Origin of the sequence: Pseudomonas sp. GV047, assembly GCF_003058245.1 — a bacterium.
Lineage (GTDB): Bacteria > Pseudomonadota > Gammaproteobacteria > Pseudomonadales > Pseudomonadaceae > Aquipseudomonas > Aquipseudomonas marginalis.
The window spans coordinates 192,402-219,027 of the sequence record NZ_QCWA01000002.1 but is presented as its reverse complement, the minus strand read 5'-3'; the positions used below and the strand labels follow the sequence as shown (position 1 = coordinate 219,027).

24 protein-coding genes are annotated in these 26,626 nt (G+C 62.8%); 17 read left to right on the top strand and 7 right to left on the bottom strand.

Annotated features, from left to right (window positions below; translation table 11 throughout):
• The first annotated feature begins 70 nt into the window (after positions 1-70).
• A complete protein-coding gene (locus C8K58_RS06225) occupies positions 71-997 on the top strand; it encodes an SdiA-regulated domain-containing protein (RefSeq protein WP_027608419.1) in 927 nt (308 codons plus the stop codon).
• A 121-nt stretch (positions 998-1,118) separates the two neighbouring features.
• On the top strand, positions 1,119-2,033 hold the full coding sequence (locus C8K58_RS06220; RefSeq protein WP_027608420.1) for an SdiA-regulated domain-containing protein: 915 nt from the start codon (positions 1,119-1,121) through the stop codon (positions 2,031-2,033).
• 18 nt (positions 2,034-2,051) lie between these two features.
• On the opposite strand, the gene rpiA is transcribed toward C8K58_RS06220, so the two are convergent.
• The gene (gene rpiA / locus C8K58_RS06215) at positions 2,052-2,723 is read right to left on the bottom strand and encodes a ribose-5-phosphate isomerase RpiA (protein WP_027608421.1); all 672 of its coding nucleotides are present in this window, start codon (positions 2,721-2,723) and stop codon (positions 2,052-2,054) included.
• A 136-nt stretch (positions 2,724-2,859) separates the two neighbouring features.
• Between rpiA and ilvA the strand changes: the two genes are divergently transcribed.
• Positions 2,860-4,374, top strand: a complete 1,515-nt coding sequence (ilvA, locus tag C8K58_RS06210) for a threonine ammonia-lyase, biosynthetic (protein ID WP_098480766.1) — start codon at positions 2,860-2,862, stop codon at positions 4,372-4,374.
• Between the two features lie 41 nt (positions 4,375-4,415).
• On the top strand, positions 4,416-4,829 hold the full coding sequence (locus tag C8K58_RS06205; RefSeq protein ID WP_108573408.1) for a DUF2269 family protein: 414 nt from the start codon (positions 4,416-4,418) through the stop codon (positions 4,827-4,829).
• 149 nt (positions 4,830-4,978) lie between these two features.
• On the opposite strand, the gene C8K58_RS06200 is transcribed toward C8K58_RS06205, so the two are convergent.
• Positions 4,979-5,638: an HAD family phosphatase gene (locus tag C8K58_RS06200; protein WP_027608424.1), complete on the bottom strand. Its 660-nt coding sequence runs from the start codon at positions 5,636-5,638 to the stop codon at positions 4,979-4,981.
• A 143-nt stretch (positions 5,639-5,781) separates the two neighbouring features.
• Between C8K58_RS06200 and C8K58_RS06195 the strand changes: the two genes are divergently transcribed.
• Positions 5,782-6,261, top strand: coding sequence for an RNA pyrophosphohydrolase (locus C8K58_RS06195; RefSeq protein WP_003176750.1), 480 nt, complete (start codon positions 5,782-5,784; stop codon positions 6,259-6,261).
• Between the two features lie 22 nt (positions 6,262-6,283).
• The gene (gene ptsP, locus C8K58_RS06190; protein ID WP_027608425.1) at positions 6,284-8,563 is read left to right on the top strand and encodes a phosphoenolpyruvate--protein phosphotransferase; all 2,280 of its coding nucleotides are present in this window, start codon (positions 6,284-6,286) and stop codon (positions 8,561-8,563) included.
• Positions 8,564-8,646: 83 nt separating this feature from the next.
• Here the strand turns inward: ptsP and C8K58_RS06185 are convergent, their stop codons facing one another.
• Positions 8,647-9,393 (bottom strand): NRDE family protein, encoded by a 747-nt coding sequence (locus C8K58_RS06185; RefSeq protein WP_098480768.1) that lies wholly within the window; start codon positions 9,391-9,393, stop codon positions 8,647-8,649.
• 121 nt (positions 9,394-9,514) lie between these two features.
• Between C8K58_RS06185 and C8K58_RS06180 the strand changes: the two genes are divergently transcribed.
• The 3 genes from C8K58_RS06180 to C8K58_RS06170 all read left to right on the top strand — a co-directional run bounded on the left by C8K58_RS06180 (position 9,515) and on the right by C8K58_RS06170 (position 12,061).
• The gene (locus C8K58_RS06180) at positions 9,515-10,297 is read left to right on the top strand and encodes a sulfite exporter TauE/SafE family protein (RefSeq protein ID WP_027608427.1); all 783 of its coding nucleotides are present in this window, start codon (positions 9,515-9,517) and stop codon (positions 10,295-10,297) included.
• A 65-nt stretch (positions 10,298-10,362) separates the two neighbouring features.
• Positions 10,363-11,175: a prolipoprotein diacylglyceryl transferase gene (lgt, locus tag C8K58_RS06175; RefSeq protein ID WP_065924346.1), complete on the top strand. Its 813-nt coding sequence runs from the start codon at positions 10,363-10,365 to the stop codon at positions 11,173-11,175.
• A gap of 52 nt (positions 11,176-11,227) precedes the next feature.
• Entirely contained in the window at positions 11,228-12,061 is an 834-nt protein-coding gene (locus tag C8K58_RS06170; protein ID WP_027608429.1) for a thymidylate synthase, read from the top strand.
• A 130-nt stretch (positions 12,062-12,191) separates the two neighbouring features.
• Here the strand turns inward: C8K58_RS06170 and cadR are convergent, their stop codons facing one another.
• Positions 12,192-12,632: a Cd(II)/Pb(II)-responsive transcriptional regulator gene (cadR, locus tag C8K58_RS06165; protein ID WP_027606134.1), complete on the bottom strand. Its 441-nt coding sequence runs from the start codon at positions 12,630-12,632 to the stop codon at positions 12,192-12,194.
• Positions 12,633-12,716: 84 nt separating this feature from the next.
• On the opposite strand from cadR, the gene C8K58_RS06160 reads away from it, so the two are divergent.
• From C8K58_RS06160 to C8K58_RS06130, 7 genes are all read left to right on the top strand, one after another.
• Entirely contained in the window at positions 12,717-14,969 is a 2,253-nt protein-coding gene (locus C8K58_RS06160; RefSeq protein WP_108573406.1) for a heavy metal translocating P-type ATPase, read from the top strand.
• Between the two features lie 16 nt (positions 14,970-14,985).
• On the top strand, positions 14,986-15,849 hold the full coding sequence (locus tag C8K58_RS06155) for a LysR family transcriptional regulator (protein WP_027606132.1): 864 nt from the start codon (positions 14,986-14,988) through the stop codon (positions 15,847-15,849).
• 246 nt (positions 15,850-16,095) lie between these two features.
• The gene (locus tag C8K58_RS06150; RefSeq protein WP_027606131.1) at positions 16,096-17,160 is read left to right on the top strand and encodes a putative 2-aminoethylphosphonate ABC transporter ATP-binding protein; all 1,065 of its coding nucleotides are present in this window, start codon (positions 16,096-16,098) and stop codon (positions 17,158-17,160) included.
• Between the two features lies 1 nt (position 17,161).
• Complete coding sequence (locus tag C8K58_RS06145; RefSeq protein ID WP_027606130.1) at positions 17,162-18,868, top strand: putative 2-aminoethylphosphonate ABC transporter permease subunit; 1,707 nt, start codon at positions 17,162-17,164, stop codon at positions 18,866-18,868.
• Positions 18,869-18,890: 22 nt separating this feature from the next.
• On the top strand, positions 18,891-19,913 hold the full coding sequence (locus C8K58_RS06140) for a putative 2-aminoethylphosphonate ABC transporter substrate-binding protein (RefSeq protein ID WP_027606129.1): 1,023 nt from the start codon (positions 18,891-18,893) through the stop codon (positions 19,911-19,913).
• 125 nt (positions 19,914-20,038) lie between these two features.
• Positions 20,039-21,172, top strand: coding sequence for a TIGR03364 family FAD-dependent oxidoreductase (locus C8K58_RS06135; protein WP_108573404.1), 1,134 nt, complete (start codon positions 20,039-20,041; stop codon positions 21,170-21,172).
• The gene (locus tag C8K58_RS06130; protein WP_108573402.1) at positions 21,172-21,726 is read left to right on the top strand and encodes a phosphonate degradation HD-domain oxygenase; all 555 of its coding nucleotides are present in this window, start codon (positions 21,172-21,174) and stop codon (positions 21,724-21,726) included. The genes C8K58_RS06135 and C8K58_RS06130 overlap by 1 nt, the downstream gene beginning before the upstream one ends.
• Here the strand turns inward: C8K58_RS06130 and C8K58_RS06125 are convergent.
• On the bottom strand, positions 21,723-23,090 hold the full coding sequence (locus C8K58_RS06125) for a DUF3482 domain-containing protein (RefSeq protein WP_027606126.1): 1,368 nt from the start codon (positions 23,088-23,090) through the stop codon (positions 21,723-21,725). The genes C8K58_RS06130 and C8K58_RS06125 overlap by 4 nt on opposite strands.
• Positions 23,083-24,462, bottom strand: a complete 1,380-nt coding sequence (locus tag C8K58_RS06120) for a DUF2868 domain-containing protein (protein ID WP_027606125.1) — start codon at positions 24,460-24,462, stop codon at positions 23,083-23,085. The genes C8K58_RS06125 and C8K58_RS06120 overlap by 8 nt, the downstream gene beginning before the upstream one ends.
• A gap of 69 nt (positions 24,463-24,531) precedes the next feature.
• Here C8K58_RS06120 and C8K58_RS06115 point away from each other — a divergent pair, with 69 nt between their 5' ends.
• Positions 24,532-25,044 (top strand): dihydrofolate reductase, encoded by a 513-nt coding sequence (locus C8K58_RS06115; RefSeq protein WP_027606124.1) that lies wholly within the window; start codon positions 24,532-24,534, stop codon positions 25,042-25,044.
• 78 nt (positions 25,045-25,122) lie between these two features.
• Here the strand turns inward: C8K58_RS06115 and C8K58_RS06110 are convergent, their stop codons facing one another.
• Entirely contained in the window at positions 25,123-26,514 is a 1,392-nt protein-coding gene (locus C8K58_RS06110) for an L-cystine transporter (RefSeq protein WP_108573400.1), read from the bottom strand.
• Between the last annotated feature and the right edge of the window lie 112 nt (positions 26,515-26,626).

The window sequence follows — 26,626 nt, the reverse complement described above, 5'->3', positions numbered from 1 at the left end:
TCAGCCTCCTGCGCGCGGGTCCATTGATCCTGTGCTATCACCTACCGCTGACTTTCCGGGAAAGCACCCCATGGCCGTGTCCCTGCCTTCCGCCACACCCAAGCCGCGCTCTCGCTTTGCCTTGCGCTGGTATTCCTGGCTATTTCTGGCGGGTGCCATCGTGTACGGCATTTCCTGGGCCATGCATTGGGACGATCGCGGCGTGCTGTGGCTGTTGGAGGGCTTTGAAACGCCCGCCGAGCGCAGCGAAAGTGTGTGGTTGCCTGACTATCACGTTGTCATCGACGCCAAGGTTTTGCCGGGCATGGAGAAAGACGAAGCCTCGGACGTCTCCTATAACCCGCAGACCAAAACCCTGTTTTCCGTCATGGGTAAAAACCCGTTCCTGGTCGAGCTGAGCCTGCAAGGCGACGTATTGCGCAAGATGCCGCTCAATGGCTGGGACAACCCGGAAGGCTTGACCGTGATGGAAAATGGCCTGATGGCCGTGGTCGACGAACGCCAGCACAACCTGACCATCGTCAAGATCGACGCTGCCACCCAGCAATTGAACAAGGCCGACTTCCCGAGCTATGACCTGGGCCCGTCCAAGGATCAGAACAAAGCGTTCGAGGGGCTTACCTGGGACAAGCGCAATCAGCAATTTGTGCTGGGTGAAGAGCGGCCGCCGGCGTTGTTCACCTGGAAAAGCGACGGCAGCCAGACCCTGGTCGGCGATAAACAGAAACTGGCCAGCAAAGAGCTGGACATGCGCAACCTTTCGGCCCTGGCCATCGACCCGCGCACCGGCCATCTGCTGGTGTTATCGGCCGACTCCCACTTGTTGCTGGAGTTGGACGAGAAGGGTGAACAAGTCAGCTTCATGACCCTGCTCGGTGGCTTCAACGGCCTCAAGAACACCATCCCCCGTGCGGAGGGGGTCACCATGGATGAGGACGGCACGCTCTATATGGTCAGTGAGCCAAACCTGTTCTATCGTTTCGAAAAGCAGAAATAACAGACGAATCACGTCGGATATTTCTCTATTAGCGGCATTCGCCAGACACCAGGGTGCGTTTAAGTTTAAATTCAGACAGGCGTGATATTCATTCGCCACTTTTGACTTTGAGCACCGCCCGATGCGTCGATTTGCCCGCCCCAAACCCATTCTTTTTATGCTGGTGTTGATCGCCCTGGTCAGCGCCGGGGCGGTTGCGCAGCATTTTCGCCTGTTCGAGCGCGCCTGGTTCAACTGGCAGGCCTGGCGTCAGCCGGCGGACGAGCGCTCCATCGGCCTGGCGGATTACCGAGTGACCCTTGAGGCCCAGGTTATCGAAGGGCTCGACGACGATGTCTCGGCCCTCACCTACGACCCGGTACGCAAGAGCCTGTTTACCGTCACCAATAAAAATGCCGAGCTGATCGAGCTGTCCCTTGAGGGCAAGATCCTGCGACGCATCCCGTTGGTGGGGTTTGGTGATGCCGAGGCGGTGGAATTTATCAGCGACAACATCTATGTCATCACCGACGAACGCCAGCAGCGGCTGATCAAGGTGCATGTGGACGACGATACCCAATTCCTCGACGCCGCCGATGCGGAACAGATGACCCTGGGCCTGCATGTCGGGGGCAACAAGGGGTTTGAGGGGTTGGCCTATGACTCGGTGGGCAAGCGCCTGTTCGTGGCCAAGGAACGCGACCCGATGCTGATCTACGAGGTCCACGGCTTTCCCCATTTCAAACCGGAAAAAACCTACTCGGTGCACGTGATCAACAACCCCAAGCGCGATGCCGGGCTGTTTGTGCGCGACCTGTCGAGCCTGCAATACGACGAGCGCAGCGGTCATTTGCTGGCGCTGTCGGATGAGTCGTTCCTGGTGCTGGAGCTGGATATCGACGGTCGCCCATTGAGCAGCCTGTCTCTGCTCAATGGGCGCCATGGCCTGAAAAAACGGGTGCCCCAGGCCGAAGGGATCGCCATGGATGACGAGGGCACGTTGTATCTGGTCAGCGAGCCGAACCTGTTCTACGTGTTCAAGAAACCCAATCCCTGAGACACATTGGGTTTTGCATCAGGCTTTAAGGGTTTTCACGCCTTCGGAAGTGCCCAGCAGCAGCACATCCGCCGGACGCGCCGCGAACAGGCCGTTGGTGACCACGCCGACGATGGCGTTGATCTGGGTCTCAAGCTCCACCGGGTTGGTGATCTGCATATTGAACACGTCGAGGATGATGTTGCCGTTGTCGGTCAACACGCCTTCGCGGTACACCGGATCGCCACCCAGCTTCACCAGCTCGCGAGCCACGTGGCTGCGGGCCATCGGGATGACTTCCACCGGCAGCGGGAACGCGCCGAGCACCGGTACCAGCTTGCTGGCGTCGGCGATGCAGATAAAGGTCTTGGCCACCGCCGCGACGATTTTCTCGCGGGTCAGGGCTGCACCGCCGCCCTTGATCAGGTTCAGGTGTTCGTCGCTTTCATCGGCGCCGTCGACGTAGAACTCCAGGTCGCTCACGGTGTTGAGCTCGTACACCGGAATGCCATGGCCCTTGAGGCGCGCGGCGGTGGCTTCGGAACTGGCAACGGCGCCGTCGAACGCGCCTTTGTGCCGGGCCAGCGCATCGATAAAGCAGTTGGCGGTGGAGCCGGTGCCGACACCGACGATGCTCTTGTCGTCGAGTTTGGGAAGGATTAAATCGACGGCGGCCTGGGCCACTGCCTGTTTGAGTTGATCCTGGGTCATGCGGGCTCCGGAACGGGCGGGGAGTAAAGAGGGGCGCGAGTATAACCCAACAAAACCTCCGGATTCGTGTGGTCGCCCGGCCAAACGCTGGGTTAGACTCCTTGGCCCTGCCCAACCCGCCCAGTGATTTCCGCCGATGCTTGAACAGTACGTCAAAAAGATCCTCACCTCGCGCGTCTATGACGTTGCCGTAGAAACCCCGCTGCAGACCGCCCGCCAGCTCTCCGAGCGGCTGGGCAACAAGGTCTGGCTCAAGCGTGAAGACTTGCAGCCGGTGTTCTCGTTCAAGATTCGCGGCGCGTACAACAAGCTGACTCAATTGACGGCTGAAGAGCGCGCGCGCGGCGTGGTCACGGCCTCGGCGGGCAACCATGCCCAGGGCCTGGCCCTGGCGGCCAAGGTGCTGGGGGTCAAGGCCACGATCGTGATGCCCAAGACGACTCCGGAGATCAAGGTCGAAGGCGTGCGCTCCCGTGGCGGCAAAGTGGTGCTGCACGGCGATTCCTTCCCGGAAGCCCTGGCCTACTCGCTGAAGCTGGTCGACGAAAAAGGCTACGTCTACATTCACCCCTACGATGATCCGCACACCATTGCCGGGCAGGGCACCGTGGCGATGGAGATCCTGCGCCAGCACCCGGGGCCCCTGGACGCGATTTTCGTACCGGTGGGCGGCGGCGGGCTGATCGCGGGCATTGCGGCGTACGTGAAATACCTGCGCCCGGAGATCAGGATCATCGGCGTCGAGCCGGACGACTCCAACTGCCTGCAAGCTGCCATGGCTGCCGGCGAGCGTGTGGTGCTGCCCACCGTGGGCATTTTTGCCGATGGCGTGGCGGTGGCGCAGATCGGCCAGCACACCTTCGACATCTGCAAACACTATGTGGATGAAGTGATCACCGTCAGCACCGATGAAATCTGCGCGGCGATCAAGGACATCTACGACGACACCCGCTCCATCACCGAGCCGGCCGGCGCGCTTGGCGTAGCAGGCATCAAGAAATACGTGGAGACCCGTGGCATCAGCGGACAAACCCTGGTGGCCATCGACTCCGGCGCCAACGTCAACTTCGACCGCCTGCGCCATGTGGCCGAGCGCGCCGAGCTGGGTGAAGGTCGCGAAGCCATTATTGCCGTGACCATCCCTGAGAAACCGGGCAGCTTCAAGGCGTTCTGCGAGGCGGTGGGCAAGCGCCAGATCACCGAGTTCAACTACCGCTACCACTCCGGCAGCGAAGCGCACATCTTTGTCGGCGTGCAGACCCACCCGGAAAACGACCCGCGCAGTGCGCTGATCGCCAGCCTCACCAGCCAGGGTTTCCCGGTGCTGGACCTGACCGAGAACGAACTGGCCAAGTTGCACATCCGCCATATGGTGGGTGGGCATGCGGCCCAGGTCAGTGATGAAGTGGTGTTTCGCTTCGAATTCCCGGAGCGTCCGGGGGCCTTGTTCAACTTTCTTAATAAATTGGGCGGGCGCTGGAACATCTCGATGTTCCACTATCGCAACCACGGTGCCGCTGACGGCCGTGTGGTCGCCGGCCTGCAAGTGCCGGCGAACGAGCGTCACCTGGTCCCGGCGGCCCTGGAAGCCATTGGCTACCCGTATTGGGATGAAAGCGATAACCCGGCCTACAAACTGTTTCTCGGTTGAGCGACTACGCTGATTGGGGCGGCCTTTAAGGAAAACGACAGATGGAAACCCTTACCACCCTCAAAGTTATCCACGTAGCCGCCACGGTGTTGCTGCTGCTCAGCGGCCTAGGCCTGGCGCTGCTGGCCTGGCGCAAGCGCAGCGCCGGCCCGGCCGTGACCGTGCAGCGCCCGTGGGCGTTCGTGTGGTTACTGATGGGCGTTTGCATGGTCAGCATGCCGTTTACCGGCTGGTGGCTGGTGCACCTGGTCGGCTGGCCGCTGGGGCAGGCCTGGATCCTGGGTTCCAGCATCCTCTACACCGTGGCCGCGCTGGCCTGGTTCTGGCTGGTGGCACGGCTTAACCGGCTGCGCAAAGGCGAGGGTGGCAGCCTGAATTTCACCCTGGTGCTGGCCGTGGTAAGCCTGGTGGGGTTTGTGGCGATTGCCGGGCTCATGGGCGCCAAGCCGGTTTAATGCGGTGAGGGCTTCTGTGGTGAGCGGGCTTGCCCCGCGCTGGGCTGCGAAGCAGCCCCGACAAAGGCCCGCATTTTTCCTGATGAGACCGGTTGGCAGGTTTTGGGGCTGCTTCGCAGCCCAGCGCGGGGCAAGCCCGCTCACCACGGTTACTCGCTACGCAGGGTAATCACCGGCCAACCCCGTTTCTCGGCTTCAGCGCGCAGATTCGGATCCGGATCCACCGCCACCGGATGCGTCACCTGCTCCAACAGCGGCAGGTCATTCATCGAGTCGCTGTAGAAGTAACTGTCTTCCAGGCTGTGCCCGGTTTCTTCCAACCACCGATTCAAGCGCGTCACCTTGCCTTCACGAAAGCACGGCACATCAGTGCTGCGCCCGGTGTAGCGGCCATTTTCCATCTCGCACTCGGTGGCGATCAGCGTCTCGACGCCCAGGCGTGCGGCAATTGGCGCGGTGACGAAACGGTTGGTGGCGGTGATGATCACCAGCTTGTCGCCAGCGGCGCGGTGCTTGGCCAGCAGTTCAGCGGCCAGGGGCAGCATGATCGGCTCGATGCAGTCGCGCATATAGTCGTTATGCCATTCGTCCAGCTGGGCCATCTCGGTGCGGCCGAGGATTTCCAGGCAGAAGTTCAGGTAGGCGGCGTTGTCCAGCTTGCCGGCCAGGTAGTCCTGGTAGAACTCGTCGTTGCGGGCTTTGTAGGCGACCGCGTCGAGAATCCCCCGCTCGCAGAGGTAATCGCCCCAGGCGTGGTCGCTGTCACCGCCGAGAAGGGTGTTGTCCAAGTCGAATAAAGCCAGGCGCATTGCAGTTACTCGCTGAAAAGTCTGTAAAAAGGCGTCCAGAATACGGTCTTTTCACAAGAGTGCACATAAGGTAAGAAGCCTCGTTGCCGCTGGAACAACCTTTGTGGAACAATGCGGCGACATGCGTTTGCGAGGTTGTTGCCGTGATCGACCCCGATGGTTTCCGTCCTAATGTCGGGATTATTCTTACGAATGATGCCGGACAGGTGCTATGGGCTCGCCGAATCAACCAAGATGCCTGGCAGTTTCCTCAAGGCGGAATCAACCCCGACGAAACCCCTGAAGACGCCTTGTACCGTGAGTTGAACGAAGAAGTCGGCCTTGAGCGTGAAGATGTGCAGATTTTGGCCTGTACCCGGGGCTGGTTGCGCTATCGTTTGCCGCAACGCCTGGTGCGTACCCACAGCCAACCGCTGTGCATCGGCCAGAAGCAGAAATGGTTTCTCCTGCGCCTGATCTCCAACGAGCAGCGGGTGCGGATGGATTTGACCGGTAAGCCGGAGTTCGATGGCTGGCGTTGGGTCAGTTATTGGTACCCGCTGGGCCAGGTGGTGACATTCAAGCGCGAGGTTTATCGTCGCGCTCTCAAAGAGCTTGCCCCGCGCCTTTTAGCGCGCGACTGACGACGGAGTTCGACCCCGAGCCATGCTCAATACGCTGCGCAAGATCGTCCAGGAAGTTAACTCCGCCAAGGATCTCAAGGCGGCGTTGGGGATTATTGTGTTGCGCGTCAAGGAAGCCATGGGCAGCCAGGTCTGCTCGGTTTACCTGCTGGACCCAGAGACCAACCGTTTTGTGCTGATGGCCACCGAGGGCTTGAACAAGCGCTCCATCGGCAAGGTCAGCATGGCGCCCAATGAAGGTCTGGTGGGCTTGGTGGGGACGCGTGAAGAACCCCTGAACCTTGAAAACGCGGCCGATCACCCGCGTTATCGCTACTTTGCCGAAACCGGCGAAGAGCGCTACGCCTCGTTCCTCGGCGCACCGATCATTCACCACCGCCGCGTCGTCGGCGTATTGGTCATCCAGCAAAAAGAACGTCGCCAGTTCGACGAGGGCGAAGAAGCCTTCCTCGTGACCATGAGCGCGCAGCTCGCCGGGGTTATCGCCCACGCCGAAGCCACCGGCTCGATTCGCGGCCTGGGCGGCCAGGGCAAGGGGATCCAGGAAGCCAAGTTCGTCGGTGTACCGGGTTCACCGGGGGCGGCGGTCGGTACTGCCGTGGTCATGTTGCCGCCGGCCGACCTCGATGTGGTGCCGGACAAGCACGTCGACGACATCGACGCTGAAATCAAACTGTTCAAGACGGCCCTGGAAGGCGTGCGCGCCGACATGCGCAACCTGTCGACCAAGCTGGCCACCCAGCTGCGCCCCGAAGAGCGCGCGTTGTTCGACGTGTACCAGATGATGCTCGACGACGCGTCCCTCGGGAACGAAGTCAAGACCGTGATCAAGACCGGCCAGTGGGCCCAGGGCGCGCTGCGCCAGGTGGTCACCGATCACGTCAACCGTTTCGAATTGATGGACGACGCCTACCTGCGCGAGCGGGCCTCGGATGTGCGTGACCTCGGCCGCCGCCTGCTGGCCTACCTGCAGGAAGACCGCAGCACCAACCTGGTCTACCCCGACAACACCATCCTGATCAGTGAAGAACTGACCGCCACCATGCTCGGCGAAGTGCCTGAAGGCAAGTTGGTGGGCCTGGTCTCGGTCCTGGGTTCGGGTAACTCCCACGTCGCGATCCTGGCCCGGGCCATGGGCATTCCGACGGTGATGGGCCTGGTGGACCTGCCGTACTCCAAGGTCGACGGTATCGACATGATCGTCGATGGCCATCGCGGCGAGGTGTTTACCAACCCCAGCGAAGTCCTGCGCAAGCAATACGCCGAGGTGGTGGAAGAAGAGAAGCAACTGGCGCTCGGGCTCGATTCCTTGCGCGAACTGCCGTGCGTGACCCTCGACGGTCACCGTGTACCGCTGCTGGTCAACACCGGCCTGCTGGCCGATGTGGCACGCGCGCAACAGCGCGGTGCCGAAGGGGTGGGGCTGTACCGCACTGAAGTGCCGTTCATGATCAACCAGCGGTTCCCGAGTGAGAAGGAGCAACTGGCGATTTATCGCGAGCAACTGTCCGCCTTCCACCCGTTGCCGGTGACCATGCGCAGCCTGGACATTGGCGGCGACAAGTCACTGTCGTATTTCCCGATCAAGGAAGACAACCCCTTCCTCGGCTGGCGCGGTATTCGCGTTACCCTCGACCACCCTGAAATCTTCCTGGTGCAGACCCGTGCCATGCTCAAGGCCAGCGAAGGCCTGAACAACCTGCGCATCCTGCTGCCGATGATCTCCGGCACCCATGAGCTGGAAGAAGCCTTGCACCTGATCCACCGTGCCTGGGGCGAAGTGCGCGACGAAGGCGCCGACGTACCGATGCCGCCGATTGGCGTGATGATCGAAATCCCGGCGGCGGTGTACCAGGCCAAGGAACTGGCGCGGCAGGTGGACTTCCTGTCCGTGGGCTCCAACGACCTGACCCAGTACCTGCTGGCCGTGGACCGTAACAACCCACGGGTGGCCGATCTTTACGACTACCTGCACCCGGCGGTGCTGCAAGCCCTGCAACACGTGGTGCGCGACGCCCATGCCGAGGGCAAGCCGGTGAGCATCTGCGGTGAAATGGCCGGTGACCCGGCGGCGGCGGTGCTGTTGATGGCGATGGGCTTTGACAGCCTGTCGATGAACGCCACCAACCTGCCGAAGGTGAAGTGGATGCTGCGCCAGGTTGAACTGAGCATGGCCAAGGATCTGCTGGCGGAGTTGATGACCATCGACAACCCGCAGGTTATCCACAGCTCGCTGCAATTGGCGCTGAAAAACCTGGGGCTGACGCGGATGATCAACCCGGCGTCTGCCAAGACCCTTTAATGGCGATACGCAGCCCCGCCCGTAGCAGCTGTCGAGCGCGCGAGGCTGCGTAGGGCGCGCTGCTGGGTAAGACGGCATCAGCGTCAGAACTTGAGTTCTACCTCTCCGAGCCGTCCACCATGCGGTCCAAAGCTGCGCTCCACCATCCGCCGCGTGCCATCGGCATTCACAATCAACGCCGTGCTCGCCCGTGTCCCATAACTGGGGCTGGCGATAAACACACTCGACAGCAAACTCTCCGTCGCCAACCCCACGCCGGTATCCGGCAGCTCGGCAAACGGTGCAATCTGCGGATCGCTCAGAATCTCCAGTAGCGCTTCGGGCCGGGGATCGTTCAGCAACTCACTCAGCGCGGCTTTGGCCTTAAGCAGTTTTGGCCAAGGTGTATCCAGCCCTGCATTGGATAACCCATACACGCCCGCTTTCAACTGCGTCGGCTCGGTGTGATTGGCGTTGTAATGCCACAACTCTTCCCGCGTCCCCACCAGCAGGTTAAACCCGGCATATTCAATCGAACGGCCATTAACGTCGGCCAAATACTGGTCAACCGGCAGCGAACCACTGAGAAACCGTGCCACCAGTTCCCCGCGGGACTTGCGTGCCGGCGGCTGGTGCGGATCACGGATATTGGTCAGGGCCGCAAACCGCCCATCGGTATTCACGCCCAGCCAGGTGCCGCCCGCTTCCTGGTCGCGGCCGGCGTAGACCTCGGGCGCATCCGGCCACTGCGCCAGCGGCAGGCTGGGGCGGGCGTAGAACTCGTCACGGTTGGCCGCGACGATCAGCGGCTGGGCATGGCCCGGCCGCCAGGCAAAAACAATCAGGCACATCAGGCGATTCCCGTTTGTGTTTTTTGCCACTCTACCCACACCGGCAGCGGCGTTCCATCGTATCCAGTTGGGTCGCATGCCTTCCATCCGTTAACATGCCGGACCTGGTTTGGGGGCTCCCATGGAATTTCTGCTGTATTTGCTGCTGGGCGCGTGCGCGGGCGTGCTCGCCGGGCTGTTTGGCGTGGGCGGCGGGATCATCATCGTGCCGGTGCTGGTGTTCAGCTTCACCTTGCAGGGCTTCGACCCGCAGGTGCTGACCCACCTGGCCGTGGGCACCTCCCTGGCGACGATCATCTTTACCTCGGTCAATGCCGTGCGTGAGCACCACCGACGTGGCGCGGTGCGTTGGCCGATCTTTGTCTGGATGACCGTGGGCATCCTGCTCGGCGCCGGCTTTGGTGCGCTGACCGCCGAGGCGATTTCCGGCCCCCACTTGCAGAAGGTCATCGGCGTATTCGCCCTGATCATCGCCGTGCAACTGGCCCTGGAGGTCAAGCCCAAGGCCAGCCGCACGGTACCGGGCAAGCTCGGCCTGACGGTGGCCGGTACCATGATCGGCTGGGCTTCGGCGATTTTCGGCATCGGCGGCGGCTCGCTGACCGTGCCGTTTTTGACCTGGCGCAGCGTGCCGATGCAACAGGCGGTGGCCACCTCGTCCGCCTGTGGCCTGCCGATTGCCCTGGCCAGTGCGTTAAGTTTCATGATTCTGGGCTGGCATGACCCGCTGTTGCCCGCTCATAGTCTAGGGTTCGTGTATTTGCCGGCGCTGCTGGGCATTGCCCTGACCAGCATGGTGTTTGCCCGTTTCGGTGCACGCCTGGCGCACCGGTTGTCGCCGCGCTTGCTCAAGCGGTTGTTCGCCGGCTTGCTGTTTTGTGTCGGTTTGAATTTTTTGCTGTAACGCAGGCTTAATCGCGCCCGGGAATGGTCCGGTCGCCATAACGAATGATTTAACGAGGAGTCGCAATGCTGCCTTACCCGCAGATCGACCCGGTGGCCCTGGCCATCGGTCCGCTGAAAATCCACTGGTACGGGTTGATGTACCTGATCGGCATCGGCGGTGCATGGCTGCTGGCCTCCCGGCGCCTGAACCGTTTCGACCCGACCTGGACCAAGGAGAAGCTCTCCGACATGGTGTTCTGGTTGTCGATGGGGGTGATCGTCGGCGGGCGCCTGGGGTATGTGCTGTTTTACGATCTCTCGGCCTACATCGCCAACCCGACGCTGATCTTCGAAGTGTGGAAAGGCGGCATGGCATTCCACGGTGGCTTTATCGGCGTGATGATCGCGGCCTGGTGGTTTGGCCGGCGCAACGGCAAGTCGTTCTTCCAACTGATGGACTTCGTCGCGCCGCTGGTGCCGATCGGCCTGGGCGCCGGGCGCATCGGCAACTTCATCAACGCCGAGTTGTGGGGCAAGCCGACCGACGTGCCGTGGGCCATGGTGTTCCCGCCGTTCAGCGACCCGGCGCAACTGCCGCGCCATCCGTCGCAGCTGTACCAGTTCGCGTTGGAAGGCGTGGCACTGTTCCTTATCCTGTACCTCTTTTCGCGCAAACCGCGCCCGACCATGGCCGTTTCCGGCATGTTCGCGCTGTTCTACGGGATCTTCCGTTTCATCGTCGAGTTCGTGCGCGTGCCGGATGCCCAGCTGGGTTACCTGGCATGGGGCTGGCTGACCATGGGACAAGTGCTCAGCATTCCGATGATCCTGGTCGGCCTGGGCCTGCTGTGGTGGGCGTACAATCGCCCGCAACCGCTGAAGCACACCGCGCTTTAAATTCGAATGCCGAGGCCCGCGAGGTCTCGGCTTCAACGATACGGGTAATGACATGAAGCAATATCTCGAACTACTGAACGATGTCGTGACCAATGGCCTGACCAAAGGCGACCGTACCGGCACCGGCACCAAGGCCGTGTTCGCCCGTCAGTATCGGCATAATTTGGCCGACGGCTTCCCGCTGCTGACCACCAAGAAGCTTCACTTCAAAAGCATCGCCAATGAGCTGATCTGGATGTTGAGCGGCAACACCAACATCAAGTGGCTGAACGAAAACGGTGTGAAAATCTGGGACGAGTGGGCCACCGAAGACGGTGACCTGGGCCCGGTGTATGGCGAGCAGTGGACCGCCTGGCCGACCAAGGATGGCGGCACGATCAACCAGATCGACTACATGGTGCACACGCTCAAGACCAACCCTAACAGCCGTCGCATCCTGTTCCACGGCTGGAACGTCGAATACCTGCCGGACGAAACCAAAAGCCCCCAGGAAAACGCGCGCAACGGCAAGCAAGCCCTGCCACCGTGCCACCTGCTGTACCAGGCGTTCGTGCATGACGGCCATCTGTCGATGCAGTTGTACATCCGCAGCTCCGACGTATTCCTCGGCCTGCCGTACAACACCGCCGCCCTGGCGCTGCTGACCCATATGCTGGCCCAGCAATGCGACCTGATCCCCCACGAGATCATCGTCACCACCGGCGACACCCACGCCTACAGCAACCATATGGAGCAGATTCGCACCCAGCTGGCGCGCACGCCGAAGAAGCTGCCGGAACTGGTGATCAAGCGTAAGCCCGAATCGATCTACGACTATAAATTCGAAGACTTCGAAATCGTAGGCTACGAGGCCGATCCAAGCATTAAAGCCGACGTCGCCATTTAAAAGGACTGTCTCGGTCAAAATGTGGGAGGGGGCTTGCCCCCGATAGCGGTGGATCAGTTAAGTGAAAAATGACTGACACACCGCCATCGGGGGCAAGCCCCCTCCCACATTTAAACCGTGTTCGCTTGAGTTAATGCCCGTGGCTTCTCCCTACATGTGAGGGCTCGGCCTCGCTGGCGGCCACACCGCCGTTGACCTCCAGTCGCTGCAAAATCCCACAGTGGTCCCCACCGCCACAGCGTTGGCGCAGGTCCAGCAACTGCTCCTGCAACGCCAGCAGCCCGTCAATCCGCGCTTTCACATGGTGGATATGCTCGTCGATCAACGCATTCACGTTTTCACACTGGTCCTGGGGGCTGTCCCGTAGCCCGAGCAGGCTGCGGATCTCTTCCAGGGTCATGTCGAGGCTGCGGCAGTTGCGGATGAAGATCAGCCGCTCGGTGTGCGCCTGGGTGTACACGCGGTAGTTGGCTTCGGTGCGTGCCGGGGGTGGCAGCAGGCCTTCCTTCTCGTAATAACGGATGGTTTCCACCGGACAGTCGGTCAGTTTGGCCAGTTCGCCGATCTTCATTACAGCAATCTCCAAATGGGTGCTTGACCCTATAGTGGCTACAGGGTCTTTACTTGGCAACAGGCACCTTACGGACGCGACCTGATGAGCGACTCCCTTCACACCCCGCACAAACACGACCATGACCACGATCATGGGCCGAAGAAACTCACCCCCGTGCACGATCACGGCCATGGCGGTTCCTGCTGTTCCGGCACGCCCGCGCCTGCGTTGGTGCAGTTGAGCGAGGCGCCCACCGCCGGCTCGCGCCTGAGTACCTTCCGCATCGAAGCCATGGACTGCCCCACCGAGCAGACGCTGATCCAGAACAAACTGGGCAAGCTGGCCGGTGTGCAGCAGCTGGAATTCAACCTGATCAACCGCATCCTCGGCGTTACCCATGACCTGCCGAGTACCGCGCCGATCATCGAAGCGATCAAATCCCTGGGTATGCAGGCCGATCCGATCGTGGAGGGCACCCCGGCCGCCGAGCCGCCCGCCAAGAAGCATTGGTGGCCGCTGGCGTTGTCCGGTGTGGGCGCGTTGGGCGCCGAAGTACTGCACTTCAGCAATGCCGCGCCCACTTGGGTGATTGCGCTGGTAGCGCTGGTGTCGATCCTCAGCGGCGGCCTCACCACTTACAAGAAGGGCTGGATCGCCCTGAAAAACCTCAACCTGAACATCAACGCCCTGATGAGCATCGCGGTCACTGGCGCGGTCCTGATCGGCCAGTGGCCGGAAGCGGCCATGGTGATGTTCCTGTTTACCGTGGCCGAGCTGATCGAGGCCAAGTCCCTGGACCGTGCGCGCAATGCCATCAGTGGCTTGATGCAGATGACACCGGAACAGGCCACGGTTCGGCAGGCTGATGGAAGCTGGGTTGAAATGGAGGTCAAGAGCATTGAGCTGGACGCAATCGTGCGGGTAAAACCCGGCGAGCGTATCGGCCTTGACGGTGAGGTCACCGCCGGCCAGTCCACCATCGACCAGGCGCCGATCACCGGTGAAAGCCTGCCGATTGAAAAGACCGTCGGCGATAAGGTCTTCGCCGGCACCATCAACCAGGCCGGTTCCCTGGAGTACAAGGTCACGGCGGCTGCCAACAACTCCACCCTGGCCCGCATCATCCATGCGGTGGAGCAGGCCCAGGGCGCGCGGGCACCGACCCAGCGGTTCGTCGACAGCTTCTCGAAAATCTACACCCCGGCCGTGTTCCTGTTCGCCTTGGGCGTGGCCGTAATCCCGCCGCTGTTCATGGCCGGCGCCTGGTTCGACTGGATCTACCGCGCCCTGGTGCTGCTGGTAGTGGCGTGCCCGTGCGCGCTGGTGATCTCCACCCCGGTGACCATTGTCAGCGGCCTGGCGGCTGCGGCGCGCAAAGGCATCCTGATCAAGGGCGGTGTGTACCTGGAGGGCGGTTACAAGCTTGACTACCTGGCCCTCGACAAGACCGGCACCATCACCCACGGCAAGCCGGTGCAAACCGATTACCTGGCACTGTTCACCACTGTCGAAGACAGCGCCCCGGCCCTGGCCGCCAGTTTGGCCGCGCGCTCCGATCACCCGGTGTCCCTGGCGATTGCCAACGCGGCTGTGGATAAAAACCTGCCGGTGCACGTTGTGGATAACTTCGAAGCCCTGGCCGGGCGCGGTGTGCGCGGCGATATCAATGGCCAGACCTACCACTTGGGCAACCACCGCCTGGTGGAAGACCTTGGCCTGTGTTCGCCGGAGCTGGAAGAAAAGCTGTTCGCCCTGGAAAAACAGGGCAAGTCCGTGGTGCTGTTGCTCGACAAGTCCGGCCCGCTGGCGCTGTTCGCCGTGGCCGATACGGTCAAGGACAGCAGCCGCGAAGCCATCCAGCAACTGCATGAGCTGGGCATCAAGACCTTGATGCTCACCGGCGACAACACCCACACCGCCCAGGCGATTGCGGCCCAGGTCGGCATCGATCAGGCCCAGGGCGACCTGTTGCCCACCGACAAGCTGCACGCCATCGAAACCCTCTACGGCCAAGGCCACCGGGTGGGCATGGTCGGCGATGGCATCAACGACGCCCCGGCCCTGGCCCGCGCCGAGATTGGCTTTGCGATGGCTGCGGCAGGTACCGACACCGCTATCGAGACGGCCGACGTGGCCTTGATGGACGATGATTTGCGCAAGATTCCGGCATTCATTCGTTTGTCGCGGCAAACGTCGAGTATCCTCAAGCAGAACATCACCCTGGCCCTGGTGATCAAGGCGATCTTCCTGGTGGTCACGTTCCTGGGCATGGCGACCATGTGGATGGCGGTGTTCGCCGACATGGGCGTGGCCCTGCTGGTGGTGTTCAATGGCCTGCGCCTGTTGCGCAAATAGAGGATGAGAGGGTGGTGTGCTGAGTGCCGAGTTGAAGGCGTTTTTTATGGTCGCCCGCCTGGGCAGTATTACCCAGGCGGCGAAAAAACTCGGCCTGAGCCAGCCCACTGTTACCACCCAGATTCGCAACCTGGAAAGCCAGTACGGCGTCGAGCTGTTCTACCGTGGCGGGCGCCGCCTGACTGTCAGCGACGAGGGCGCGCGCCTGCTGCCGATGGTCAAGACGCTGTTGCAGCAGGAGGCGGATATCGAGTTTTTCCTGCGCAACAGCGGCCAGGTCCAGGGCGCACTGAGGATTGCCGCCACGGCGCCGTACTACATCCTCGACCTGGTCAAAGCCTTTCGCGAACGCCTGCCGCAGGTGGAGGTGTCGGTGGAAATCGGCAACTCCCAGCAGGTGCTTGAAGCCTTGGATGACTACCGCGTCGATGTCGCTGCGTCCTCACAGTTGCTCGAAGACCCGCGTCTGATCCGTCGTGTACTGGGCACCGACCCGTTGGTGCTGGCGGTACACCGCAACCATCCACTGGCCAAGCTCGACCATGTGCCCCTCAGTGCCTTGGCCGGGCATACGTTGTTGATGCGTGAAGCGGGCTCCACCACGCGACGGCTGACGGAAGAGATGCTGCAGGGTGCGGGCGTCAGTTACGGGCCGCTGCTGGAAATCGGCAGCCGTGAATCGATCCGTGAAGCGGTGCTGCGCAATATCGGCATCAGCATCATCGCCCGCCAGGAAGTGCCCCATGACCCGCAACTGAAGGTGCTGACCCTCGAGCATGCGCCGCAGATTCCCGAGTACCTGTACTGCCTCAAGGAAAGAAAAGGCGCTCGTCTGCCGGCGGCGTTTCTGGGGTTGGCGCAGGAAATGTCGCCGATCTAAAGCCTTGTAGTGGCTTTGGGGACCAATCGGGAGCAAGCCCCCTCCCACAGGTGACTGCATTTCCATGTTGGAACTCGGTCAAGTGTGGGAGGGGGCTTGCTCCCGACTGCGGTAGACCAGGCAGCCCACCGCTAAGCGTCCTACACAAATCTGCGAATACCACTATCGCCGCCTTTTGCCTTCCTGCCATAAGAGCGACGCATTGCCTGCCTAGCATGGCCTTCATCAGTTTGATGAGGTGCCACCATGAACACAGCCCTGACCCAACCCGGCGCGCCGATGAACGTGCGCGGTATCCAGAAACGCTTCGGCGCCTTTACGGCGTTGGACAATGTGTCCCTGGACGTGGCTGCCGGCGAGCTGGTGTGCCTGCTCGGCCCTTCCGGTTGCGGCAAGACCACGTTGCTGCGCTGCATTGCCGGCCTGGAACGCCAGGACAGCGGCGAACTTTACCTGGGTGACCGCGATGTTTCCCTGCTGCCGCCCCAGGCTCGCGACTACGGCATTCTGTTCCAGTCCTACGCGCTGTTTCCCAATCTCACCGTCGAAGCGAACATCGGCTACGGCCTCACCGGCAGCGGTCGCGATGAAGTGCGCCAGCGCGTCGGCCAGATGCTTGAGCTGGTGGGGCTGCTTGGCAGTGAAAAGAAATACCCCGGCCAACTCTCCGGCGGCCAACAGCAGCGGGTCGCCCTGGCCCGTGCCCTGGCACCGGCGCCGTCATTGCTGTTGCTGGATGAGCCGATGTCGGCCCTCGACGCCCGCGTGCGCGAGCATCTGTGCACCGAGCTGCGCCAGCTGCAGCGGCGCCTCGGTATCACCACCCTGATGGTCACCCACAACCAGGACGAAGCCATGTTGATGGCCGACCGCATTGCCGTGATGAACAACGGCAAGGTCGAGCAATACGCTACGCCCCAGGAAATCTACGACCGCCCGGCCACGCCGTTTGTGGCGGAGTTTGTCGGCCAGGGCAACTGGCTGCCGTTCAGTCGCAACAGTGCCAGCCATGCCCAGGTCGGCGGGATGAACATGCGCCTGGCCGAGGACGCCGGCGTGGCCAGGTCCGGCCGGCTGTTCTGCCGCCCGGAAGCGATCAGCGTCAACCCGTCGGTGCATGAGGAGAACCTGTTCCCGGCCAAGGTCCGCGAGATCACTTTCCTCGGCAACCGCTGCCGCATGAGCTTTGAGCTGGAGCAGCTGCCCGGCCATCCGCTGCTTGCCGAGCTGGCACCGGAGGCCATGCCGTGCCTGGGCGCCCAGGATATCTGGGTTGCCTTGCCGCCGCGCAGCCTGCAGGTGTTTGCCTGAGATGGCCGCTGTCTTGACTCTGGCGCGTCAAGCGTCACGCGCCGAAACCGGCGACCGTATTTTCGTGGTCGGCGGCAAACTGCTCTGGCTGGTGCTGCTGGGCATCGCCGTATTACTGCCACTGCTGGCGATCTTCTGGCGCGGTTTCAGCAGCGAGGCCGGGCAGGGCGGTGGCCTGGTCGCCGCACGGGAGTTGCTCACCAGCGCCAACTTCCACTGGCTGCTGGGCAATAGCCTGAAAGTCTCCCTCAGCGTGGCGGCCATTGTCGTACCGCTGGCCTACCTGTTTGCCTACGCCCTGCAACGCACGTTGATTCCCGGCAAGGCCATCTGGCGCGGTATGTCGCTGCTGCCGCTGATGGCGCCGTCGATGCTGCCGGGGATTGCACTGGTCTACCTGTTCGGTAACCAGGGCCTGTTGCGCGGGCTGCTCTCGGACAACATCTACGGCTTCTGGGGCATTGTCCTCGGTGAAGTGATCTACACCTTCCCACATGCCCTGATGATTTTGCTGTCGGCGCTGTCGTTGGCCGATGCGCGCTTGTTCGATGCGGCCTCGAGCATGGGCGCCAGTCCTGCCCGGGCGTTTCGCAGCATCACCTGGCCGGCCACGCGCCAGGCGGTATTTGCCGCGTTTTGCCTGGTGTTCACCTTGACCATCACGGATTTCGGCGTGCCCGTGGTGGTGGGCGGGGATTACCAGGTGCTGGCGCTGGAAGCCTACAAGGCGGTGGTCGGCCAGCAACAGTTCGGTCGCGGTGCGTTGATCGGCATGGTGTTGCTGCTGCCGGCGCTGTTCAGCTTTGGCGTCGACGCCTGGTTGCGCCGTCGCCATGGCGAGGCCATGAGTGGCCGCGCCCAGGTCTTCCAGCCGGCGCCGTCGCGTTTACGGGATGGCTGCTACCTGCTCATCGTGCTGCTCATCAGTGCCGTGTTGCTGCTGGTGTTCGGCATGGCGGTGTACTCCTCGCTGGTGAAGTTCTGGCCGTACAACCTGTCGCTGTCGCTCAGCCACTACCAGTTCGAAGACACGGCCGGCGGCGGTTGGCTGGCCTATCGCAACAGCTTGACCCTGGCGTTGTGCACGGCATTGATCGGCAGCGTATTGATCTTTACCGGCGCCTACCTGATGGAAAAGACCAAGGGCCAGCAGGGCCTGAACCTGGCGCTGCGCATGCTCAGCTTTGTGCCGATGGCCGTGCCGGGGTTGGTGCTGGGCCTGGGCTACGTGTTCTTTTTCAACCTGAGCGGCAACCCGCTGCATGTGTTCTACGGCACCATGACCCTGCTGGTGGTGTGCACCATTGCTCACTACCTGACCACCGCGCAGATGACCGCCACCACCGCGCTGCGCCAGCTGGACGCCGAGTTCGAAGCGGCGGCGCTGTCGCTCAAGGCGCCGCTGTATCGCCATTACTTGAAAGTCACGGTGCCGATCTGCCTGCCGGCGCTGCTGGACATCGTGCGCTACCTGTTTGTGTCGGCGATGACCACCGTGTCCGCCGCGATCTTCCTCTACAGCCCCGACACCATCCTCGCCGCCGTCGCCGTGTTGAACATGGACGACGCCGGCAATGTGGGCGGCGCGGCGGCCATGTCCACCCTGATCCTGTTCACCTCAGGCAGCGTTTCGCTGCTGCTGGCGTGGGCTTCACGTGGCGCCTTGCGCCGCTCCCAAGCCTGGCGCCAGATCGCGCCCGGCCAATAAACATCCCTGAAGGAGGTGCTCCATGTTCAAACCCCTGGCGCTGGTCGCTGCCGTACTCACTGCATTCAGCCTGAATGCCTTCGCCAAGACCGAGTTGACCGTGTACACGGCCCTTGAAGCCGAGCAGTTGAAGACCTACAAAAAAGCCTTCGAGCTGGCCAACCCCGACGTCGAGATCAAATGGGTCCGCGACTCCACCGGCATCATTACCGCCAAGTTGCTGGCCGAAAAAGACCGCCCGCAGGCCGATGTGGTCTGGGGCCTGGCCGCGTCGAGCCTGGCGATCCTCGATCAGCAGGGCATGCTGGACAATTACGCCCCCAAGGACCTGGACAAGATCGGCAAGAATTACCGTGACGCCGCCAACCCACCGGCCTGGGTTGGCATGGATGTGTGGGCCGCGACCATTTGCTTCAACACGGTCGAAGCCGAGAAACAGGGCCTGACCAAGCCGGTGAGCTGGCAAGACCTGACCAAGCCCGAGTACAAGGGCAAGATCGTGATGCCCAACCCGGCCTCGTCCGGCACCGGCTTCCTGGATGTGAGCGCGTGGCTGCAAACCTTCGGCGAGAAGCAGGGCTGGCAGTACATGGACGACTTGCACCAGAACATCGGCCAGTACGTTCACTCCGGTTCCAAGCCGTGCAAGCTGGCGGCTTCCGGTGAGTTCCCGATTGGTATTTCCTTTGAGTATCCGGCCGTGCAGCTGAAGCGCCAGGGTGCGCCGCTGGACATCATCCTGCCGAAGGAAGGCCTGGGCTGGGATATCGAAGCCACTGCCGTGATCAAGGGCACGGCCCATGCGGACGCCGCCAGAAAGCTCGCCGACTTCTCCGCCAGTACAGCGGCGATGGACCTGTACAAGGACAACTTCGCCGTGCTCGCCCAGCCGGGGATCGCCAAGCCGCAGACCGAATTGCCGGCCGACTACGAGCAGCGGTTGATCAAGAACGACTTCGGCTGGGCCTCGAAAAACCGCGACAGCATCCTGGCTGAGTGGCGCAAGCGCTATGACGGGAAGTCGGAGAAGGTGGCGGGGCAGTAAGGTTTTCGTCAGGGCTACTGGCCTCATCGGGAGCAAGCCCCTTCCCACACTTGACTGCATTCACAAATCGAAATGTGGGAGGGGGCTTGCCCCCGATAGCGGTCTTGAAAACAGGACATCACTAAATGACACACCACAGCGACCTGCTCATCATCGGCGCCGGCATCCTCGGCCTGTCCCACGCCTACGCCGCCGCCAGGCGCGGGCTCAAGGTCAAGGTGTTCGAGCGTAGCGCCACACCCCTGGGGGCCTCGGTACGCAACTTCGGCCAGGCCCTGGTCACCGGGCAGCCGCCGGGGCCGATGCTCGACCTGGCACGGAAAAGCCGTGAAATCTGGGGGCATTGGGCGCAGGAGGCGGGCCTTCAATTGAAGCGCAACGGCTCGTACCTGTTCGCCCGCACCGAAGCCGAAGAGCATCTGCTGGAAGCCTTCTGCGCCGGCCGCGCGCGTGAACACGGCTATAACGTCGACCTGTTGCAAGGCGCGGCGCTGAAGGATCTGTATGGCGGCCAGTTCCGCCATCACCGCGCCGCGCTGCATGGCCTGGACGACCAGCAACTGTATTCGCGCGAGGCGATACCGGCGCTGATCCACTACCTGAGCCAGCAACTGGGTGTGGAGTTTTACTTCTCCACCCTGGTGCGCGATGTCGAACCGGGCCAGGTGCACAGCACGGCGGGCAGCTTTCGTGGCGAGCAGGTCATCGTCTGTTCCGGCCACGATTATCAAACCCTGTTGGCCGAGGCCATCGCCGAACTCAACCCGCAGATCTGCCGCCTGCAAATGCTGCGCGCCCGGCCTGCACTCAACCTCAACCTGCAACACGCCTTGCTCACCGGCCTCAGTTGCGTGCACTACGGCGCTTTTGCCGACCTGCCTGAAGCCGCGCCGGTACAGGCACAAATCCTGCGCGAGGCGCCGCACCTGCATGCACACGGGATTCACCTGCTGATCAGCCCGACGCCCCATGGCGAACTGATCATCGGCGACTCCCACGACTACGGCAGCGATGCCTCGCCGTTCAATGCCGAGCAGGTGGATGACTGGATGATCGAGTTGGCCGAACAGACCTTGGGTTGCAAGATCCAGGTAATGGAACGCTGGCAGGGCGTCTACGGCGCCCGGGGCCCGGCGCCGTTTTCATTTGTGCAGGCCGCACCTGGCGTGAGCGCCGCCTTGATGCACACCGGTGTGGGCATGAGCGTGGGGCCGGCGATGGCCGAGCGCAATATCACAACCCTGTGGGGGCCGGCGTGATGAGCCCGGAACAGGCGATTGCCACAATCTTCGCTTTGTACGAGCAGCACGGCGCGGCGGATTACATCGGCGAGCCGGTGTCGCAGATCGAGCACATGTCCCAGGCCGCGCAGTTGGCCATGGCCGAAGGCTTCGATGATGAAGTGGTTCTGGCGGCGTTTTTCCACGATATCGGCCATCTGTGCGGCCAGGGTGGCGAGAACATGGGCGGTTATGGCGTGGTCAGCCATGAGCGGTTGGGCGCGGATTATTTGCGTCGTGCAGGCTTCAGTGAGCGCCTGGCCAGGCTGGTGGAGTACCACGTCCAGGCCAAGCGCTATCTGACGTTCAGCCAGCCGGACTACTACGCACGCTTGAGCGAAGCCAGCCGCCGCACCCTCGGTTACCAAGGCGGCGTGATGACGGCCGAGGAGGCCCGCGCCTTTGAACAACACCCGCTGTACCAGGTCAGCCTGCGCCTGCGCCACTGGGACGAACAGGCCAAGCAAATGCACGTGCCGGTGCTCGACCTGCAAGTGCTCAAGGCCAAGGCCCGGCAGCTGCTGGCGGCTTAAGTCTCGTCGAGGCGCTGGGCCAGGGCTTCGACCTGTTCCTGGCGTTCGGCCTGGCTCAGTCTGGCCTGGGGGTTGAGGGACGACCATTGCGGGTGGGCGCGGGCCTTGTGCAACGCGTCCGGCAATTTGCCTTCGCGCCAGGTCTTGTCCTGGGGCGTATCGACCTTGATGCTGTGCATCGCCGCATGGCCGCGCAGGTTCAGGGCCTTGAGCAACTGGCGCTGGCGCAGGGCGAGCAGGCGCAGCACGCTGTCGTCCACGGTCAGCTCGCGTTGGCCCTTGATCTTGCCCAGCAGGCGGCTGCCGTAGCTGCGTGCAGTCTGCAACGCGCCACCGGCGATGGCGCCCGCCAGGGCGGCGGCGCCGAGGGTCAGCCCGCCGACCAGCAGGTCCACACCGGCTCCGGCCGCTGCGCCTGCAGCGATGCCACCACCGACGCGCACGCCGAGTTGCTTGAGGGTTTCCGGGTTGAACAGGTCATCCCCCCAACGGCCGTCGAGCAACGGCAAGTCGCTGGCGGCGGCGTCCTGCGGGCGGAAGCCGAACAGCTTGAGCAGGGCCTCCACGCATTTTTGTTCGCGCTGACGCACCGCCTTGCGCAAATCGCTGATGGCTTGTTGCTCATCTTCAGTCACCACGCTGCGTCGGCACGCGGCGCAGTCGATCAGCAATTCGGCAATCAACCGCGCGGCACTCTGTTGACGGGCCTGGCGTTGGGCTTCCTGGTCGAGGATCAGGCGCTGCAACTGCGGTCGGGCGTTTTCCAGCAGCAGGGCGAGACTTTCATACAGGCGACGTTCGCCGTCTTCCGGCGGCGCGACGCTGTCGAAACGCACCAGCGCATGCAGGCCCAGGCGTGCCAGGGCTTCACGCCAGTCCGGCTCGCGGTGGTCGCTGCTGCTGACGAAGTTGAGCACCGGCAGCAACGGTTTGCCACAACTGGCCAGCACTTGCAGCTCATCACGGTACTTGGCCAGCACCGGTTCGCGAGCGTCGATCACATACAGGCCGGCGTCCGAGGCCAGCAGTTGGCGCAGCACCTTGGCTTCCTGTTCAAAGCGCTGGCGGGCTTCGCTGCCTTCCAGGAACCGCGCCAGACGGGCCGGGCCGTCCAAGCGTTCACCGGGGCGATCCAGGCGTTCCAGGTAGTCGAGCAGGGCGATGGCATCTTCCAGGCCGGGGGTGTCATAGAGATCGAGCAAGGCTTCGCCGTCGACCGACAAGCGCGCGCCTTCGACATGCCGCGTGGTGCTGGGGCGATGGGAGACTTCACCGAACCCGACGTCACGGGTGAGGGTGCGCAGCAACGAGGTCTTGCCGACGTTGGTGTGGCCGACCACCGCGAGTTTCAGTGGCTTAGTCATGACCGGTCTCCAGCCAGTTCAACGGCGCGCAGTCGGCGAACGGCAGCTCCAGTTGTTGCAGCGCGCTGTGCCAGTCGCCCAGGCGCTCGGCATCCAGCGCCTGGCCGGGCGGGGCTTGCAGCAGCCAGACACGGGTGTCGGCGGCGCTGCGTGCAAGTTCGGCGATCAGTGCCAGGCTGCCACGGTCCGGCGAGCGGCGCGGGTCGCAGACGATGGCCAGGCGCGCGGGCGGGAAGCGGCTGAGTTGCTCCAGGAGCTTGTTGCGCGATTCGCGGCTGTCGAGGATGCCGGCGTTCTTAACCTTCGCCGGCAACTTGGGCGGCCAGGGATGTTGATCGTCCAGTTCGATGGCGACGAGCAAGGCGCCGTCGCTGTCCAGCTCACTGACGCCTCCGGTGACGTGGTGCAGTTGTTCCGGCGCGGCGTCGTTGACGCCAAGGCGCTCGCTGCTGGGCATCAGGCGTTCGCGCAGTGGGCTGTAGCCGGGCAGGTTGAGGTCGAGATGCAAGGCGGCGCGCCCGCGTTTCCAGCGCCAGAGGCACAGCAGGGCGAGGATCAAGCGGGGCAGCAGGCCGTAGACCAGCAAGACGCCGACCAGCCAGGCGGCCCAGGCCTGGCGGGCGCTTTCGATGTTCAGGGCGGAATCGCCGCTGGCGCGGATCATCTCGACGGTCGGTACGTTGAAGCCCAGCAGGGCGGGCAGGGTGCCGAGGGCCTGGGTCACGGCGACGAAGGTGTCGGCGCCGAGGATGGTGGTTTCCCACACAAAGCCGTAACGGCGGGTGGCGAGCAGCGTCAGCAGAATCACCAGCGCGCTGAGCAGCGCCAGCAACCACAGGCTGTTGACCAGCACACCGACCGCCCAGCGATTGAGTTTCTGCCGTTGCAGCAACAGCAGCAACGCCGGGGCCAGTTGGGCAGCCTTGGCATCGCGCGCCAGTTTTTCACTGAGCCACAACCACAAGCGCCCGAGGCTGGCGCCGTGCTCGCCGGCAAACAACAGCCCCAACGCCCAGCTCAACAGCAGGATCAGGTTCAGGCCGAGCAGGCTGCCCAGGGCCCAGAACACATTCACCGGGGTCAAGCCGTTGCCCAGCGCAGCAAAGGCCAGGCCCGCGCCGCTGATGACGGCCACCACCGCCAGCAGCACCAGCGCCAGGCGTGCGCCTTGCAGCCAGCGCGTGAGGGCGGCGGTCAGGCCATCGCGCTCGGCCAGGTGCAGGGCGCGCTGCTGGATGCGCGTCGGCAGGTCGCCGCCCGCGGTGCGGGCGAGGCGATTGGCTTCCTGGTCTTCCAGGGGGCCGGCGTGTTCTTCACGCAGGCGCACGGTTTCCGTCAGCCAGAGTTTGTGCAGGGGGGTCAGTGCGGTCACGCGTCTTCCTGTCGTGCAAGTGAGCTTGGAGCATAACCGCTGGTTCGTGGCTCTGGTATTCTCGTCGCCATGAAAAAAACTCTCCCTTTAAGCCTGATCGCAGCCCTCGGTGAAAACCGCGTGATCGGCGTCGACAACAGCATGCCCTGGCATTTGCCGGGGGATTTCAAATACTTCAAGGCCACCACGCTCGGCAAGCCGATCATCATGGGGCGCAAGACCTGGGACTCCCTGGGCCGACCGCTGCCGGGGCGCTTGAACATTGTGGTCAGCCGTCAGACCGACCTGGCGCTGGAAGGTGCGGAAGTTTTTCCGTCACTCGATGCCGCCGTGGCGCGGGCTGAAGCCTGGGCGCTGGAGCAGGGCGCGGATGAGCTGATGCTGATCGGCGGTGCGCAGTTGTATGCGCAGGGGCTGGAACAGGCGGATCGCCTGTACCTGACACGCGTGGCGCTGAGCCCGGAAGGGGATGCGTGGTTTCCGGCGTTTGATGCGAGCCAGTGGAAGTTGGTTTCCAATCTGCCGAACCCAGCCGAAGGTGATAAGCCGGCTTACAACTTCGAAGTCTGGGAAAAAGCCTAAAAGCATCGGGGGCAAGCCCCCTCCCACATTGAAGTGCATTCCAACTGTGGGAGGGGGCTTGCCCCCGATGGCGGCCTATCAGGCCTGCGCTAACTCCGCATGCTCATCCGCATCCAACAACGCTTTATCCGTCTGCCCCATGATCTGGCTGGTAATTGCCCCCGCCGTCATCGAACCATTCACGTTCAGCGCCGTACGGCCCATGTCGATCAGCGGCTCCACGGAAATCAGCAGCGCCACCAGTGACACCGGCAAGCCCATGGCCGGGAGCACGATCAACGCGGCAAAGGTCGCGCCGCCGCCCACGCCCGCCACACCGGCCGAACTCAGGGTCACAATCGCCACCAGGGTCGCGATCCACAGCGGGTCCAGCGGGTTTATGCCCACGGTCGGCGCTACCATCACCGCCAACATGGCAGGGTAGAGGCCGGCGCAGCCGTTCTGGCCGATGGTCGCGCCAAACGAGGCGGCGAAGCCGGCGATGGAGTGCGGGATACCCAGGCGGCGGGTCTGCGCCTCAATGCTCAGCGGGATGGCCGCCGCGCTGGAGCGGCTGGTGAAGGCAAAGGTCAGTACCGGCCAGACCTTGCGGAAGAAGCGCAGCGGGTTGATCCCGGCCAACGACAGCAGCAGGCCGTGCACCACGAACATCAGGCCCAGGGCCAGGTACGACACCACCACAAAACTGCCGAGCTTGATGATGTCCTGCAGGTTGGAACCGGCGACGACCTTGGTCATCAGCGCCAGCACACCGTACGGGGTCAGCTTCATCACCAGGCGCACTAGGCGCATCACCCAGGCTTGCAGGGTGTCGATGGCGTTGAGCACCTTCTGGCCTTTTTCCACGTCATCCTTGAGCAGTTGCAGCGCGGCAACCCCAAGGAAGGCGGCGAAAATCACCACGCTGATGATCGACGTCGGCTTGGCCCGGGCCAGGTCGGCGAACGGGTTGGCCGGCACGAACGAGAGCAGCAACTGCGGGATATTCAGGTCGGCGACCTTGCCGGCGTAATCGCTCTGGATCACTTGCAGGCGTGCCATTTCCTGGGTGCCGGCCACCAGGCCTTCGGCGGTGAGGCCGAACAGGTTGGTCAGGCCGATACCGATCAGCGCGGCAATTGCGGTGGTGAATAGCAGCGTACCAATGGTCAGGAAGCTGATCTTGCCCAGGGACGAGGCGTTATGCAGGCGCGCCACGGCACTGAGGATCGAGGCGAATACCAGCGGGATCACGATCATTTGCAACAGTTGCACGTAGCCGTTGCCGACCAGGTCGAACCAGCCAATGGAGGCTTTGAGCACGGGGTTGCCGTCGCCGTAAATGGCGTGCAAGGCCGTACCGAACGCTACACCGAGGACCAGGGCGAACAGAACCTTCTTGGCGAGGCTCCAGTGGGTGCGACGGGTTTGTGCCAGGCCCAGCAACAGGGCCACGAACACCAGCAAGTTGAGAATCAGGGGCAGATTCATTGAAGCTCCGTTGAGAAGGCAGCCAATCGCGTGAGCCTGCGATTGCGAACCGGAAATCCTAACAGCTTGAAATATATTGATTTAATACCGATATGGAATGGCGACTGTCGTT

What these genes read in the sequence shown, in the direction of transcription:
- C8K58_RS06135 (WP_108573404.1), top strand. Translation starts at nt 20,039, where the DNA reads ATGACACACCACAGCGACCTGCTCATCATCGGCGCCGGCATCCTCGGC.
- cadR (WP_027606134.1), bottom strand. Translation starts at nt 12,632, where the DNA reads ATGAAGATCGGCGAACTGGCCAAACTGACCGACTGTCCGGTGGAAACC.
- C8K58_RS06125 (WP_027606126.1), bottom strand. Translation starts at nt 23,090, where the DNA reads ATGACTAAGCCACTGAAACTCGCGGTGGTCGGCCACACCAACGTCGGC.
- C8K58_RS06225 (WP_027608419.1), top strand. Translation starts at nt 71, where the DNA reads ATGGCCGTGTCCCTGCCTTCCGCCACACCCAAGCCGCGCTCTCGCTTT.
- C8K58_RS06220 (WP_027608420.1), top strand. Translation starts at nt 1,119, where the DNA reads ATGCGTCGATTTGCCCGCCCCAAACCCATTCTTTTTATGCTGGTGTTG.
- C8K58_RS06145 (WP_027606130.1), top strand. Translation starts at nt 17,162, where the DNA reads ATGGCCGCTGTCTTGACTCTGGCGCGTCAAGCGTCACGCGCCGAAACC.
- ilvA (WP_098480766.1), top strand. Translation starts at nt 2,860, where the DNA reads ATGCTTGAACAGTACGTCAAAAAGATCCTCACCTCGCGCGTCTATGAC.
- C8K58_RS06170 (WP_027608429.1), top strand. Translation starts at nt 11,228, where the DNA reads ATGAAGCAATATCTCGAACTACTGAACGATGTCGTGACCAATGGCCTG.
- C8K58_RS06160 (WP_108573406.1), top strand. Translation starts at nt 12,717, where the DNA reads ATGAGCGACTCCCTTCACACCCCGCACAAACACGACCATGACCACGAT.
- C8K58_RS06110 (WP_108573400.1), bottom strand. Translation starts at nt 26,514, where the DNA reads ATGAATCTGCCCCTGATTCTCAACTTGCTGGTGTTCGTGGCCCTGTTG.
- lgt (WP_065924346.1), top strand. Translation starts at nt 10,363, where the DNA reads ATGCTGCCTTACCCGCAGATCGACCCGGTGGCCCTGGCCATCGGTCCG.
- C8K58_RS06140 (WP_027606129.1), top strand. Translation starts at nt 18,891, where the DNA reads ATGTTCAAACCCCTGGCGCTGGTCGCTGCCGTACTCACTGCATTCAGC.
- C8K58_RS06200 (WP_027608424.1), bottom strand. Translation starts at nt 5,638, where the DNA reads ATGCGCCTGGCTTTATTCGACTTGGACAACACCCTTCTCGGCGGTGAC.
- C8K58_RS06185 (WP_098480768.1), bottom strand. Translation starts at nt 9,393, where the DNA reads ATGTGCCTGATTGTTTTTGCCTGGCGGCCGGGCCATGCCCAGCCGCTG.
- C8K58_RS06130 (WP_108573402.1), top strand. Translation starts at nt 21,172, where the DNA reads ATGAGCCCGGAACAGGCGATTGCCACAATCTTCGCTTTGTACGAGCAG.
- C8K58_RS06180 (WP_027608427.1), top strand. Translation starts at nt 9,515, where the DNA reads ATGGAATTTCTGCTGTATTTGCTGCTGGGCGCGTGCGCGGGCGTGCTC.
- C8K58_RS06205 (WP_108573408.1), top strand. Translation starts at nt 4,416, where the DNA reads ATGGAAACCCTTACCACCCTCAAAGTTATCCACGTAGCCGCCACGGTG.
- rpiA (WP_027608421.1), bottom strand. Translation starts at nt 2,723, where the DNA reads ATGACCCAGGATCAACTCAAACAGGCAGTGGCCCAGGCCGCCGTCGAT.
- C8K58_RS06150 (WP_027606131.1), top strand. Translation starts at nt 16,096, where the DNA reads ATGAACACAGCCCTGACCCAACCCGGCGCGCCGATGAACGTGCGCGGT.
- ptsP (WP_027608425.1), top strand. Translation starts at nt 6,284, where the DNA reads ATGCTCAATACGCTGCGCAAGATCGTCCAGGAAGTTAACTCCGCCAAG.
- C8K58_RS06115 (WP_027606124.1), top strand. Translation starts at nt 24,532, where the DNA reads ATGAAAAAAACTCTCCCTTTAAGCCTGATCGCAGCCCTCGGTGAAAAC.